Source organism: Lentzea atacamensis (assembly GCF_003269295.1).
GTDB classification, from domain to species: Bacteria; Actinomycetota; Actinomycetes; order Mycobacteriales; family Pseudonocardiaceae; genus Lentzea; species Lentzea atacamensis.
The window spans coordinates 919,732-933,505 of the sequence record NZ_QLTT01000003.1 but is presented as its reverse complement, the minus strand read 5'-3'; the positions used below and the strand labels follow the sequence as shown (position 1 = coordinate 933,505).

The window sequence follows — 13,774 nt, the reverse complement described above, 5'->3', positions numbered from 1 at the left end:
ATGTCGGTGGACACCAAGATCAACCTGACGGACCTCGAAGGATTCCTCAACGCCAGCACGGGACTGGATCCCATCACCCTCGACGAATCCATGATGGACACGGATTTCGACGACCTCGGAGTCGACTCGCTGGCGCTCGTGGAACTGGTCGATCGGATGCAGGAGGCCTACCACTTGTCGATCGACGACGACACCGCGCAGGACCTGCGCACGCCCCGGATGATGCTCGACTACGTCAACGCCCGGCTCGAGAATTGGGAGCTGTGACATGGCGGCGTTGTCCGGCGCACCAGGGCGACCGGCGCGGCTGCTCGGGATCGGTACGTACCGGCCGGCGGGGGCCGTCACCACCGACGAGGTCGCCGCGCGGCTGGGCACATCACCGGAGTGGGTGACCTCACGGACCGGGGTGCTGCGACGACGACGCGCCGCCGAGGACGAGACATTGGTGGCGATGGCCACCTCCGCGGCGGAAAAAGCGCTGTCCGCAAGCGGCAGGCACGGCAGCGATGTCGATTTCGTGCTCGTCGCGACGATGACGAATCCGCAGCCGACACCGGCTGTCGCGCCACGGGTCGCCCACGGTCTGGCCACGTCCGCGGCGGCGCTGGACGTGAACGCCGCGTGCGCCGGGTTCTGCTACGCGCTGGAATTCGCCAGAACGCTGATCGCGGGAGGTGCCGCGGACTGCGTGGTGGTCGTGGGGGCGGACCGGATGTTCGACATCGTCGATCCGGACGACCGGAACACGGCCATCGTGTTCGGCGACGGGGCGGCCGCGGTGGTGGTCGGCACCGCGGAAGAGCCGGGCATCGCACCGGCGGTGTGGGGCAGCGCGGGAGAGAAATCCTCGGCGCTGGAAGTACGCCCGGACTTCGTCACCTTCGCGACGAGCCCGCCCGCGGAGGGGCGGCCGTGGTTGCGGATGGACGGAACCGCGGTGGCCCGGTGGGTGGCGGGGACCATTCCACAGGTGGTCACGTCGGCCCTCGACCGTGCCGGGGTGAGCTGGCGGGACGTCGCCGCGTTCGTGCCGCACCAGGCCGGTGGGCGGGTGATCGCCAGAGTGGTCGATCAGCTCGGCCTGCCCGAGCACGTCGTGGTCTCCGATGACTTCCGGGACATGGGCAACACGTCGGCGGCCTCGGTGCCGCTGGCACTGGCGAGTCTCCGCGAAACCGGCCACGTGCGGCCCGGCGATCTCGCCGTTCTCGCCGGTTTCGGTGCCGGTCTGGCCTACGCCAGCCAGGTGGTGCGCGTCCCGTGAGCGGGCGAATCGGCATCGTCGGCGGCAGCGTCGCCGGCTGTGCGGCGGCACTGGCCGCGCGGCGTGCGGGATTCGAGGCGACCGTGTTCGAGCGCACGGCCGACCTCCGCGACCGCGGACTCGGCGTGGCCATGCCCGTGACCATCTACGAACACCTGACCACGGCCGGCTACCTGGACCCCGGGTTACCTGTCCACCGCGTGGAGGACCGGCTGTGGGTCATCGCGGAGCCGGGTGAGCCGGCCGGGCGCGTGTTGTGGCGGCAACCCGCACCGGCCCTGGCCGTCAGCTGGGGCCAGCTGTGGCGCTCTCTCGCCGACAAGGTGGCCGCGGACTACCACGCCGGTGCCCGCGTCACGAGCGTGCACGGCAACGGCGCCATCACCACCGAGGACGGACGAACGCACACCTTCGACCTGGTGGTCGGCGCGGACGGGCATGCGTCATTGGTCCGTGACAAGGTCAGCCCGCAAAGCCGGCCGCAGGAAGCCGGTTACGCCCTCTGGCGCGGCATTGTCACCGACGATCGGCTGCCCACGTGGATCACCGACCTCCTGGCGACGGCGTTCGTGACCGCGGTCTTCCCCGGCGGCCACGCGATCTTCTACCTCATTCCGTCCAGCTCAGGTGGCCGGCAACTGTTCTGGGCCGTCTACCAACGCCCCCGCAGACCCCGGCACGCGGACACCGACGAGGTCTGGCCGACGGTCACCCGTTTTCTGCCGCCCGCCTGGGCCGACGTCTGCCGACGCACCGGCGTGCGATGCGTGCACCCGGTGCGAGACGTAACCACCGCCAGCTACGCCGCCAACCCGTTCCTCCTCGTCGGCGACGCGGCGACACTGACCCGGCCACACACCGCGTCCGGGGCCGCCAAGGCCATGCTGGACGCGGAGAGCCTGGAGCACGCGCTTCGCACCGGTGCCAACCGGGACGAGGTACTGGCGATCTACGACGCACAACGCCGCCCCGCCGGCAACGAGCTCGTGGCGATCGGACGACGCCTCGGGCGCGCGATGGTCGAACGAACGCCCTGCTGGACGTCGATGACACCGGAGGACATGCCGGGCTGGATGACAGCGGCGCTCAGCGGTCACGACCACTACCTCTATCGGCTCTGAACCACGCGCAGGGAGGACTCATGCCCACAGCCACACCGGTCATCCGCCGCCCCGTGCTCGCACTGCCCGAACACGAGGTCTCACTCGACGAGGTCCTCGAACACCTGCAACGCGAATACGCGGACAACCCGGATCTCGCCCGCGCGCTGCGCGCCGTCAGAGCGTGCGGTGTCAAGACACGCCGCTACTCCAGACCACTGGCCGACCTGGCCAAGGTCTCGCTCGGCGAACGGGTCCGCTGGCACTTCGACGACGCGTGCGACCTCAGCGAGGCAGCCGCCCGCCAGGCACTCGACGAGGCAGGGCTTGCGCCTGAAGACGTGCACACGTTGATCACCGCGACGTCGGCCGGATACCTGATGCCCGGCCTGGACGTGGCCCTCGTCCAGCGGCTCGGACTTCCTCCCACCGTGCGCCGGATGCCGGTGCTGTACCTGGGCTGTGCCGCGGCGCCCCACGTACTCGGCCACGCCACCGAACAAGCCGCGCGGCACCCCGGCAAAGCAGTCCTGGTCACCTGCGCGGACCTGTTCGTCCCACTCCTGCACCCCGACGACACCGGCCTGGACACCATGATCTTCCGCGGCCTGATGGCCGACGGCGCTGCCGCCTGCGTCGTCCAGACCACCGATGACCCGCACGGCCCGTCGGTCACCGACACGTACAGCTACACCCAGCCAGGCACCGCCGACATCGTCGGATACCGACTCGACGACGACGGCTTCCACGGATTCAACTCGGCACGACTGCTCACCACCATCGAAACCCTCGTCCCACGACTCACCGACTGGCTCGGCGACCCACCAGAATTCGTGATCACCCACCCCGGCGGCCCGCGCATCCTGCGCATCCTCGCCGCCGGCATACCAAACGGCCCCGCACTGCTGCAGAAGGCACACCAGAGCCTCTCAGCACACGGCAACATGGGTGCACCATCCACAATGGACATCCTGGCCCGCACCTTCGACGATCCACCGCCACCGGGCAGCCGCGGCGTGCTGATCGGCCTCGGACCAGGCGTGACCCTGACAGCCTGCCGCACCGAGTGGCACTGACACGAGACCACCCTGACCGACCTGAGCCGAGGACGGCGATGCTCAATGGGCATGCCCCGGTCATGGACACCTTGGTCCCGGCCAGTGCGCACCTACCGCGTCAAGTCCTGCACGGCACACAACGCTGTGCAGCACAACGGTGACGATGACAGCGTCGTCGGGGTAGCCCAGGATCGGGATAAAGGTCCGCCAGGGCACCGGTTCCAGATCGTGCCGAACTGTCCGAGGAGCCCGGTGTGACGGTCGAGCAGATCGCCAAGGACTTCGGGGTGCACCCGATGACGTTGTTCAAGTGGCTGCGCCAGGCCGACGCCGACGAGGGCGTCAACCCGGTGTGAGCCGCAGCGACTCGGCCGATCTGCGCGAGGCCCGCAAGCGGATCAAGTTGCTGGAGCAGGAGAACGAGGTCCTGCGTCGCGCTCAGGCGGGGTGAGCAGTCGGTGTTGCGCGTCGCCGGGCACGCAGCCAATGGCCCAGGTTGAGCAGACCGAAGCCGACCACGAGCACCCCCAGAGTCACGGCTCCGTACTCGAACGGGAACTCGCCGGTGGTGAACGCCGGGTCGGCGCCGCCGTTCAGGGAGTCGAGCAGCAGGTAGAGGGTCTGGAACGTGAACGCCCACAGGTAGGCGAGGCCGTAGGCGACCGATGCCGCCAGGCGGCTGCGCAGGAAGCAGCCGAGCGGAAACGCGGCCACGACGGTGATGATCGCGATCATGTCCCGGCTCCTCAGTCGGTGACGGCCGGGAGGCGGCGCTTGCCGGAGAACATGAGCACGACGGTGACGACGGTCAGCACCACGCTCACGCCGACCAGCGCCTTGACCGCCATGGGCACGTCCACGAAGAACGCGGGCAGACCGGTCAGGGTGGCGACGATGATGGCGCCGGCCGCGATGCGCAGCGCAACCTGGTTGCCCCGCCACGCGAGCACGGCTGCGACCAGGCCGATCACGCCCAGCACGCTGCCGACGACGAGGATGGCCAGCGGTGGGCCCACCTCGCCTTCCGGTGCGGGCAAGAGCGCGCTCGGGATGTTGGCGAGCGAGTAGAGGGCGGCGAGGGTCAGCCCCACCTTCTGCTTGGTGGTGGTTGCCCCGCGGGCGGTCGTGGACATCGGAGCTCCTTCGGTTGTCGTGGTGCGGACACGTCCACGATCGGTCGTGCGACCATCCCGTCCGCAGAGCATGCGCTCCCTCGCCCGTTCCCGGAAAGTGCGCCCGACTCGGGAAGAACGTCCCGATCCTGCCGGGCACGCCGGGGTCATCATGGTCAGGTGGAAACGATCCGCGTGCTCATCGCCGACGACCATCCGGTGGTCCGTCAGGGACTGCGGGCGCTGCTCGGCACGCTCGACGAGTTCGAGGTGGTCGGTGAGGCCGTCGACGGGGACAGCGCGCTGCGTGAGGCCATGCTGCTGCGTCCCGATGTCGTGCTGATGGACGTGCGGATGCCGGGAAGCGACGGTGTCGGTGCCACGCGTCGTATCCGTGCGAGCGTGCCGGACGCCGCGGTGCTGATCCTCACGATGTACGACGACGACGCCACGGTGTTCACCGCCATGCAGGCCGGCGCCCGCGGCTATCTTCTCAAAGGCGCGGGGCAAGGCGAGATCGCCGGTGCTATCCGTGCGGTCGCGGCAGGGCAGGCCATCTTCGGGCCTGGGATCGCCGCGCGCGTGCTCGACCACTTCGCCGCCGCGCCCGTGCCGGCGCCCGCCGACCCGTTTCCCGAGCTCACCCCGCGGGAGCACGAAATCCTGGTGCTGCTGGCGGGAGGACGGCGCAACGCCGACATCGCACGGACGCTGCACCTGTCCCCCAAGACCGTGAGCAACAACCTGACCGCGATCTTCGGCAAGCTCCAGGTTTCCGACCGCACGCAGGCCATGATCCGCGCCCGCGAGCGCGGCCTCGGAGGCTGACCTGTGCAGGCCCTTCCTCTCGGGCTGGCGGTGGCGTCGGTCGCGACCGCGGTGAGCGGTGCCGGGCTTCTGCTGCGGCAGCGAGCCGTCGTGTCGGCGACGGTGATGGTGCTCGCCGGGAGCGGAGGTGTCGCGGCCGCGGTGCTGCTGGCCACCGGTCGTGATCGGCTCGGCGAGATCGTCGTGGCCGCAGCAGTCGCGGTCCTCGCGCCGCTGGCACTGGTGACCTATCCGGCGGCGGGATGGCGACACCCCGCCGACTTCGCCGCGCTGGTGACCGTCCTCGGGGGTGGCGCGATCACCACCGTCTACCGCACCGCGGACGTTGCCGCGCTGATAGGACTCGTGCAGGCCTGTGTCGTGCTCGCGCACACGTGGTGGCGGATCGAGGTCGCCACCGAACGACGCCGGCGGGCACTGGTGTGGATGGCGTTGTCCCTCGCCGTCACGACGCTGGTCTGCGGCTTCGTCGTGTTCGCGGCGGAGGGCTCCGGCACGGTGCTGCCGGCGGTCGCGGTGGCGATGTTCGCGCTGGTGGGTCCCGCGATGTACATCGGAGCCACGCTCCCGGACCTGGTCGACGTGCGCGGCCTGGTGGTCCACGCCGTCGTCGCGGTGGTCGGCCTGATCACGGTGATGTCCGTGTTCGTGCTCGCGCTGGCCCTGCTGCACGCCGTCGGCGCCACCCAGCTCAACGTCGGCGCGCTCGCACTGGTCGCGGCACTCTCGGCGCTGGCGCTGCAGCCCACCCGCACGGTGCTGCGCGGGGTGATCGACCACCTGCTGTTCGGCGAGCGGCCCGATCCTCTCGGCGCCGCGTCCCAGGTCGCCGGCACCATAGGCGAGGATCCGGTGCTCGCGCTCCGTGCGATCCGCGAAGCGCTGGTGTTGCCGTACGCGGCACTGGTCGTCGGCGACGAGCAGGTGGCCTCGTCGGGCACCGAGACGACCCATTCCCGCACCCTCGACCTCGATGGCGCCGGGCTGCTGGTCGTGGGGCTCAGGCCTGGCGATCTGGCCTTCTCCGAGGCTGACGAGCACGTGTTCCGGTTGACGGTTCCCCTGCTGGCACAGGCGTTGCGGGCACGAGCTCTCGCCGCCGACCTGATCGAGTCGCGGGGCCAGACGATCACCGCGGTGGAGGAGGAACGCCGCAGGCTCCGGCGCGACCTCCACGACGGCCTCGGCCCTCGGTTGACCGGTGTGGCGTTCACCTCCGACGCCGCCAGCAACCTCGTGCACTCCGACCCGGCCGCGGCAGTGGAGCTGATCGCCCAGCTGCGATCGGACACGGTCCAGGCGATCGACGAGATCCGCAGGATGGTCTACGCGATGCGCCCGCCCGCCCTCGACGAGCTGGGCCTCGTACCCGCGTTGCGCCAGCGGGCGACGGGCCTGCGCAACCGCGCGGGTGCCCCCGTGGCCGTGGAGATCAGCGCTCCCGACGCCCTTCCCACCCTGCCGGCCGCCGTCGAGGTCGCGGCGTACCGGATCGTCGTCGAGGCGCTGACCAACATCGCCCGCCACAGCGACAGCCCGTCGGCGACGGTCCGGCTGGTGACCGGTGAGGGTTGGCTCGAGGTCGAGATCGCCGACCGTGGGCGCAGTGACGACTGGCATCCTGGTGTCGGCCTGTCCTCGATGCGGGAACGCGCCGAGGAGCTCGGCGGCACCCTGGTCGCCGGTCCAGGGCCCGAAGGTGGCCGGGTGACCGCCCGGCTGCCGCTGCCGTGACGACTCACTTCAGTTGCACGGCTTCGAAGACCTGGGCGACGAAGATGCGGGCTTCGCTGCGCAGGTCACTCCCCCTGCTGCCTGGGGTTGTAGCCCGTGAGCAGAAAGGCGTTGTCGTCGATCAGTTCGAGCCGACAGGCTGGGCCGCTGCTCGGGTTCGCCCAGCGCGCCTCGGAGCCGATGGTGACGGTCGGGTCCTTCTCGGTGCCCTGCGGGGTGCTGAAAAGCCCGACTTCGCTCGTTCGCCGCCTGCGGGGTGCCAAAACACGGTCTAACCGTCTGACCTGCGCATCAGGCTGCTGCAGGTTCGTACTCGTTGATCAGCTGCGCCAGGTCAGCCGTGTCACGGCCGCATCGCTGGAACCGGGCGAGATAGGCAGCTCCGACGTCCGCAGGCCCGGTCGGTATCGCCGTCAGCGAGACCGGGCACGGCCCTTCTCAGCCTGGAGTCACCAATCGGTGCTCCCCCAACCAGACAGGCAACCGCCGCACCAATGCGACCAGCACCGCACGATCAGCCCGATCCAGACGCGGACGACCGTGAGTCCGGCGCAACACCGCGACCTCATCCCGCACCACCAGCAACTCCACATCCTTCGCCGCCGACGACCGGCCGAGCAGAACCGACCAACCACCCAGCTGAACAAAGACGAGACAGAGCAGTCGCAGAGCCACGCCCACGATCATGCCGCCGGAACACCAGAACCCGATCACTGCAGCTCAGCGAGCGCAGAGTTCTGGCACCCCACAGGCCAACTGCCGACGAAGCACGGTGTTCTCGTGCCGCAGCACAAGCAGCTCCGCATCCTTCTCCGCTTCACCACGGAGCAGCACCTATGCGGCGGACAGCATCTTCCAAGTCACCTCGTACAGCAGAGGCACGATCACCCGAGCATGCTCCCAGCCTGGAAGAGATGCGCTGCCACGCTGCGGTGACGACTTTCGAGCGGCACACGTTCGGTCGCGTCTCGTTCACCCCGGACGGAGCCACTCCAGCTCGGCGGCGAGCACGCCGAGCTGGAACCGCGACTGAACGCCGAGCAACGACTGCAGCCGGGCGATGCGCCGGTGCAGGGTGCGCAGGCTGACACTGAGTTCGCGGGCGATCGCGCGGTCGGTCGCGCCCGTTTGCATGAGCCTCAGCAGGCGCTGGGTTGCCGCCGTGGGTTCCTTGCCCACGACCACCGAGCAATCGCAATTCGGGTGCGCCATGGTGACCTCGGTCAAGGGGCTGATCATCGGGTGAGCTCCTCCGCGGGAATCCCCTGCAGTTCGAGCAGGAGACTGCGGACTTCGGTCGCGGTGATCCGGCCGGTGCGCTCGACCGACCGCGGTGCCACCGGACCCGAGCACAAGAGCACCGGTCCATCCGCCGCCCGGTCGGGCAGCCTGCCGTGCGTGCCGCGCACGCACGACGGGTCCAGCGGCACGACGTTCATCGTGTATCTCAGCCCGAGCTTCTTGCGGGCCAGGTTCAACCCAGCTCTGGCCTTGACGAGCGGGTCGGCCGGGTCGAAGAACAGTTCGGCGGGGTCGTAGCCGGGTTTGCGGTGAATGTCCACACCACGGGCGAAGTCCGGAGCGCGGTGGTCATCGGTCCAGTAGTAGTAGGTGAACCATGCGTCCGGCTCGGCCACCGCCACCAGTTCACCGGACCGCTCGTGATCCAGCCCGACGGACGCCTGCGCGTCCCGGCCGTACAGCACGTCGACACCCGGAAGGTCCGAGAGGACCGCTCTCGTCCTCGGGAGATCGGCCGGATCGGCGACGTACACGTGCGCGATCTGGTGGTCGGCCACCGCGAACGCCCGCGACGTCCACGGATCCAGGTACTCCATCCCGGACTGCGAGTAGACCTCGAGCAGGTTTGCTGCTCGCAACGCCCGATTGATGTCGACCGGGCGGCGTGCGTCGGTGATGCCGTACTCCGACAACGCCACGATGGTGGCGTCCGACGCGTCGGCCAGCAGAGGCGCCAGCGCCCGGTCCACGTCCGCCGCCGCCTTGACCGCCTGCGGTGAGGACGGTCCGAACCGCTGCAGGTCGTAGTCCAGATGTGGCACGTAGACCAGCAACAGGTCAGGCCGCCTTTCGGCGAGGACTTTCCGCGCGGCGCCGATGATCCACTCGCTCGACGCCAGTGCCGCCGTGGGGCCCCAGTACTGAAAGAGCGGGAACTCGCCCAGAGCTCCGACGAGTTCGTCGTGCAGGCCGGGTGGGCGGACGTAGCAGTCCGGCGACTTGCGCCCGTCCGCGTGGTAGATCGGCCGAGGGGTCACGGTGATGTCGGTCGAGGCGCCCATCGCGTACCACCAGCAGATGTTGGCGGCGGTGTAGCCGGGATGGGCGCGACGCGCGGTCTCCCAGAGCTTCTCCCCTCCGACGAGGCGGTTGTGCTGACGCCACAGGTGAATCTCGCCCAGGTCGCGGAAGTACCAGCCGTTGCCGACTATCCCGTGCTGCGCCGGGGTGAGACCGGTGAGCAGCGTGGCCTGCGCGCTGCACGTCACGGCGGGCAGCACCGTGCCCAGCTCGGCCTGCCAGCCCAGCCGCGAGAGATTGGGCATGTGTTCGAGGAGCGCCGGCGTCATGCCGACGACGTTGAGGACCACCAGCGGTTTCACACCGCCACTCCCGTCCGCAGGTGCTGCGCCGCCCAGCGCAGTTCCGCCGCGATGCCGTCAGCGAGGTCGCCCGCACCCGGCAGCACGGTCCAGGTGTAGGTCTCCACCTCGACGTGCGTGCCGGGGTCCACCGCCGCTACAGCGGCCACGAGCACGTCGGTGGTCGACGTGAGCGGTGCGGGCGGAACAGCGTGCAGCGGCACGTGGAAGTGCACGCGCCACGGGTGCTCGGCGGGCAGGGTCTCGAACGCCTCCGGCAGGTCGTCCGCCGCCAGGACACCGCCGGGGGTGTTCTCCCGGACCTGGTGCAGGTAGCGGGGTTCGCTGTACTCCGCGATCGCCCGCCTGCCCGCCGCAGTGCCGGGTTCCGCCACCTCCAGTGCCGCCGACGCCTGCACCTTGACCACCTCCAGCCCTGCCCGGCGGATCGACGCGACCGTCTCGGCCGGATCGGCGAACGACACCGCGAGGTGACAGGTGTCCAGGCAGATCCCGATGTGGTCGGGATCGACCCGGCCGGCCAGCCAGCCGACCGCGTCGGCGACGGTGTCCAGCACACAACCCGGCTCCGGCTCGACGGCCAGCCTGATCGGTCTGCCGTGCCGGCGGGTCTCGGCGCGCAGGGACAGGGTGAGCTCGGCGAGAGCCTCCGCGGCACGGTCGTCGTCGCGGCCCGTCCACGGCTCCCGCCAGGCCAGTGGCAGGGTCGAGATGCTGCCGTAGGACGCGGAATCGGGCAACAGGTCAGCCAGCACGGCCGCACAGTCCACTGTGTACCGCAGGCGGCGCGAATCGGTCCACGTCGGGAAGTACACCGCGTGCTTGACCACCTCGTCGTGGAAGTCACCGTACGGGAACGCGTTGAGCGTGGAGACCGTCAGTCCTCTGCTCGCAAGCTCGGCGCGGAAGTGCTGCAGTGCGGTGCCGTCCTCCGCGAGTCCTCGTGCGACCGGCGCGGGCAGCCACAGTCCCAAGGGGAGCGTGTCCGCCTCCAGCGCCTCCCGCACCCGGACCGCATGCCGGTCGAGCTGAGCCAGGATGCCCGCGAGGTCGGGAGCCGGGTGGACGTTGGTGCAGTAGGCGATCACCGTTCACCCCGCAGCACCGAGCTGCCGGTGGCCGCGTCGACCGCACCCGCCGCCACCGGCTCGAGCGCCAGCCTGCCGCTCTGGCCGTAGAACTCGACCGGGTTGTGCCACAACACCGTGTCCACTTCGGACTCGCCGAACCCGGCGTCCAGCATCGCCAACCCGGTCTTGTGGGTCTTCAGCGGATCGGACCGGCCCCAGTCGGCGGCGGAGTTGACCAGCATCCGCTCGGTGCCGTACTCGGCGAGCAGCGCCACCATCCGAGCCTCGTCCATCTTGGTGTCCGGGTAGACGGAGAACCCCATCCAGCAGCCCGCGTCCGCCACCATCCGGACGGTGGTCTCGTTGAGGTGGTCGACCAGGACGCGGTGCGGCGCCAGGCCCGACTCGCGGACCACGTCCAGCGTTCGCTTCGTGCCCGCCTGCTTGTCCCGGTGCGGTGTGTGCACGAGGACCGGCAGGTCGTGCCTGAGCGCCAGCTCCAGCTGGCGTGCGAACGCGTCGTCTTCCTCCTGCGTCATCGAGTCGTACCCGACCTCGCCGACCGCGACCACACCGTCCTTGGCCAGGTAGCGCGGCAGCACGTCCAGCACCTCGGTGCACCGGGGGTCGTTGGCCTCCTTGGGGTTCAGGGCGAGCGCGCAGTGGTGTGCAATGCCGAACTGGGCGGCGCGGAACCGTTCCCACCCGAGCAGGCTGTCGAAGTAGTCGACGAACGACCCGACGCTCGTCCGCGGCTGCCCCAGCCAGAACGCGGGCTCGACGAGCGCTCGCACGCCGGCGTCGCGCATGGCCTCGTAGTCGTCGGTGGTGCGGGACGTCATGTGGATGTGCGGGTCGAAGATGCGCATCACGAAGCCTTTCCGAGCAGGGCGAGAGCGTCGGCGGGCACCGGACGGCCGGCCGCGCGGCGTTCGTCGGCGAACGCGGCGACCATGCGCAGCAGCTCCGCGTCCGAGTGCCGGTCGAGACCGTCGACCACGGTCAGCGGAATGCCCATGAACAGGCACTTGAGCACGCCGTGCCGCCACGCGTGCCTGCCGAGGTGCCGGGTGGCGAACGGGCCGAGTGCCGCCGCGACCAGGTCGGTCTCGTTGCTGCGCAGGGCGTCCTCGACCAACGCGACCCCGGCTGCCGGAGCCCGGTCCCCCAGCTCGGCCAGCCCGCGCAGGACACCTCGCCGTTCCGCGGAGGTGCCGTACCGGTAGAGCCTCGTGAGGCCGTCGACCGGATCGCCGGACACGTCGGCGAACGCGGTGAGCAGGCGGACCCGTGCGGCGTCCTGTCCTGCTCCCACCGCCCTTCCCGCCGCGGGGAACAGGGTGTCGATCGCGCCGGGATCGGCGCGGACCGCCCGTTCCGCCTCGGCCAGCCACTCCGCCGCGCGCAGCGCCCGCAGTGCCCGCCCCGCCACGTCCGGTGCGGCGTGGCTGTGCCGGGGCAGCTCCACCGCGGCGACGCCGGTGTAGCCGATGCCGGTCAGCGCGGCGAGCGTGGCGGGCAGGTCCAGCTGTCCCTCACCGAACTCCAGGTGCTCGTGCACACCGGGCAGCATGTCGTCGAGCTGCACGTTGACGAGCAGCTCGCCCGCCTGCCTGATGCACGCCGCCGCGTCCTGCGGCTCGACCGCGACGCAGTGCCCGACGTCGAGGGTGATCCTCAGCTCCTCCGGGTTCCCGAGCTCGGTCCGCAGCCGCAGTGCCTGGTCGAGCCACTGCACGACCATGCCCGGCTCCGGCTCCAGTCCCATCGGGACTCCCGGCCCGCTCTCCAGCACCGCGGCGACGCCCGACCTCAGGTGGTCCCAGTCGTCCGCGGATCCCACTCCGGACCAGAACGACACGCAGTCCGCGCCGAGGTCCAGCGCGATCTGCTTGGCACGCACCAGGAAGTCGACCCGTACCGCCTGGTCCGAGCTGACCAGGGTCGGGTGGTGCTTGCGGCGCGGGTCGAGCAGGTACCGCGCGCCGGTCTCCACGACGACGCCCAGTCCCAGTTCGTGCAGGCGTGCGGCAAGCCGATCGGTCTGCTTGACGACGTCGCCGGCGAACGGGTCGAGGTGGTGGTGGTCGAGGGTGAGCGCCACCGCCGTGTAGCCGAGATCGGCGATCACGGCGAGAGCGTCGTCGAGCCGGTGGTTGGCGAACCCGTTGGTGCCGTAGCCGAGCTGGAACGTCATGTCGGGCTCACCTTCCTGCTCAGCGCTCGGGCCAGCGGCAGCACGAGCGGCAGCGCCGCGCCGTGCTCGGTCAGCGCGGACTGGAGCAGCACCATGCCGTGGATGCCCTCCTTCGTCGCGGTGCGGACGGCCTCGCCCGACGGCTGCCGGACCACCTGCCACTGCGCACGCCCTACCGTGACCGCGTAGCCCAGCGCCGCCGCGATCCCGGTGAACCGCCGGGTGGAGACGCCTGCCGCCACCGCCGTCAGCACCGTGCCCGACAGGACCGCTTTCGCCGTGCGGGGTGACGTGCCGTGCACCTCACCCCGCGACAACACCGTCACACCAAGGGTGTGCGCGGCCATCAGTCCGGCGGGCAGGACGGCCCGGCCACCCAGCAGCACGTCGAACGCCCGGCAGGCTGCCATGGCGAACGGTCCGGCGGGAGTGGCCTTCAGCACGGTGTCGTAAGCCCACACCGCCGCGGCGAGCGGCAGAGCGTTGCGACCGGCAGCCGCGGCGAGACCGACGCCGAGCGCGGTCAGTCCGGCTGCGGTGGCCAGGGCCGCGTCCGGGCTGATCCGGCCGGACGGGATCGGTCGTTCCGGTCGTTCGACCGCGTCCAGGTCGCGGTCGGCCCAGTCGTTGAGCGCCATTCCCGCCCAGTACAACGAGACGGACGCCAGCGGTAGCAACAAGCCCTTGCCCCGCAACGGTTTTCCTGCGCCGACCAGCGTGTCACCCAGCACCGTGAGTGCCGCTGGTGCCCGCACCAGGTCCACGTACGCCTTCATCATCCCGG

At 70.4% G+C, this 13,774-nt stretch carries 17 protein-coding genes; 7 read left to right on the top strand and 10 right to left on the bottom strand.

All coding sequences use genetic code 11. The annotated features are described in order from the left end of the window. From C8D87_RS18715 to C8D87_RS18695, 5 genes are all read left to right on the top strand, one after another. On the top strand, positions 1–267 hold the full coding sequence (locus C8D87_RS18715; protein WP_112227641.1) for an acyl carrier protein: 267 nt from the start codon (positions 1–3) through the stop codon (positions 265–267). Between the two features lies 1 nt (position 268). Beyond that, entirely contained in the window at positions 269–1,267 is a 999-nt protein-coding gene (locus C8D87_RS18710) for a 3-oxoacyl-ACP synthase III family protein (protein ID WP_112227640.1), read from the top strand. Continuing rightward, positions 1,264–2,388: an FAD-dependent monooxygenase gene (locus tag C8D87_RS18705; protein WP_112227639.1), complete on the top strand. Its 1,125-nt coding sequence runs from the start codon at positions 1,264–1,266 to the stop codon at positions 2,386–2,388. The genes C8D87_RS18710 and C8D87_RS18705 overlap by 4 nt, the downstream gene beginning before the upstream one ends. A gap of 20 nt (positions 2,389–2,408) precedes the next feature. Then, positions 2,409–3,443, top strand: coding sequence for a beta-ketoacyl-[acyl-carrier-protein] synthase family protein (locus C8D87_RS18700; RefSeq protein ID WP_112227638.1), 1,035 nt, complete (start codon positions 2,409–2,411; stop codon positions 3,441–3,443). A gap of 236 nt (positions 3,444–3,679) precedes the next feature. Beyond that, positions 3,680–3,781 carry a helix-turn-helix domain-containing protein gene (locus C8D87_RS18695; RefSeq protein WP_215732371.1) on the top strand — a complete coding sequence of 34 codons (102 nt, stop codon included), beginning with the start codon at positions 3,680–3,682 and terminating at the stop codon, positions 3,779–3,781. Between the two features lie 82 nt (positions 3,782–3,863). Here the strand turns inward: C8D87_RS18695 and C8D87_RS18690 are convergent, their stop codons facing one another. Both C8D87_RS18690 and C8D87_RS18685 read right to left on the bottom strand, forming a co-directional pair. Beyond that, positions 3,864–4,160 carry a hypothetical protein gene (locus C8D87_RS18690; protein WP_112227636.1) on the bottom strand — a complete coding sequence of 99 codons (297 nt, stop codon included), beginning with the start codon at positions 4,158–4,160 and terminating at the stop codon, positions 3,864–3,866. An 11-nt stretch (positions 4,161–4,171) separates the two neighbouring features. Continuing rightward, on the bottom strand, positions 4,172–4,558 hold the full coding sequence (locus C8D87_RS18685) for a hypothetical protein (RefSeq protein WP_112227635.1): 387 nt from the start codon (positions 4,556–4,558) through the stop codon (positions 4,172–4,174). Between the two features lie 159 nt (positions 4,559–4,717). Between C8D87_RS18685 and C8D87_RS18680 the strand changes: the two genes are divergently transcribed. After that, entirely contained in the window at positions 4,718–5,365 is a 648-nt protein-coding gene (locus tag C8D87_RS18680; RefSeq protein ID WP_112227634.1) for a response regulator transcription factor, read from the top strand. 3 nt (positions 5,366–5,368) lie between these two features. Continuing rightward, positions 5,369–7,099: a sensor histidine kinase gene (locus tag C8D87_RS18675; protein WP_112227633.1), complete on the top strand. Its 1,731-nt coding sequence runs from the start codon at positions 5,369–5,371 to the stop codon at positions 7,097–7,099. 65 nt (positions 7,100–7,164) lie between these two features. Here C8D87_RS18675 and C8D87_RS18670 read toward each other — a convergent pair whose 3' ends face one another. From C8D87_RS18670 to C8D87_RS18630, 8 genes are all read right to left on the bottom strand, one after another. Then, positions 7,165–7,362 carry a hypothetical protein gene (locus C8D87_RS18670; protein WP_112227632.1) on the bottom strand — a complete coding sequence of 66 codons (198 nt, stop codon included), beginning with the start codon at positions 7,360–7,362 and terminating at the stop codon, positions 7,165–7,167. A 175-nt stretch (positions 7,363–7,537) separates the two neighbouring features. Then, entirely contained in the window at positions 7,538–7,813 is a 276-nt protein-coding gene (locus C8D87_RS47790; protein WP_233440293.1) for a hypothetical protein, read from the bottom strand. 258 nt (positions 7,814–8,071) lie between these two features. Beyond that, the gene (locus C8D87_RS18655; protein ID WP_109642700.1) at positions 8,072–8,338 is read right to left on the bottom strand and encodes a helix-turn-helix domain-containing protein; all 267 of its coding nucleotides are present in this window, start codon (positions 8,336–8,338) and stop codon (positions 8,072–8,074) included. After that, positions 8,335–9,723, bottom strand: a complete 1,389-nt coding sequence (locus tag C8D87_RS18650) for an alkaline phosphatase family protein (RefSeq protein WP_109642702.1) — start codon at positions 9,721–9,723, stop codon at positions 8,335–8,337. The genes C8D87_RS18655 and C8D87_RS18650 overlap by 4 nt, the downstream gene beginning before the upstream one ends. Then, positions 9,720–10,811, bottom strand: coding sequence for a metabolite traffic protein EboE (gene eboE / locus C8D87_RS18645; protein ID WP_112227631.1), 1,092 nt, complete (start codon positions 10,809–10,811; stop codon positions 9,720–9,722). Before eboE ends, C8D87_RS18650 begins: the two co-directional genes overlap by 4 nt. After that, positions 10,808–11,662: a TatD family hydrolase gene (locus tag C8D87_RS18640; protein WP_109642749.1), complete on the bottom strand. Its 855-nt coding sequence runs from the start codon at positions 11,660–11,662 to the stop codon at positions 10,808–10,810. Before C8D87_RS18640 ends, eboE begins: the two co-directional genes overlap by 4 nt. Next, on the bottom strand, positions 11,662–12,990 hold the full coding sequence (locus tag C8D87_RS18635; RefSeq protein WP_112227630.1) for an EboA domain-containing protein: 1,329 nt from the start codon (positions 12,988–12,990) through the stop codon (positions 11,662–11,664). Before C8D87_RS18635 ends, C8D87_RS18640 begins: the two co-directional genes overlap by 1 nt. Continuing rightward, the gene (locus C8D87_RS18630) at positions 12,987–13,766 is read right to left on the bottom strand and encodes an SCO3242 family prenyltransferase (protein WP_112227747.1); all 780 of its coding nucleotides are present in this window, start codon (positions 13,764–13,766) and stop codon (positions 12,987–12,989) included. The genes C8D87_RS18635 and C8D87_RS18630 overlap by 4 nt, the downstream gene beginning before the upstream one ends. Positions 13,767–13,774 lie beyond the last annotated feature (8 nt).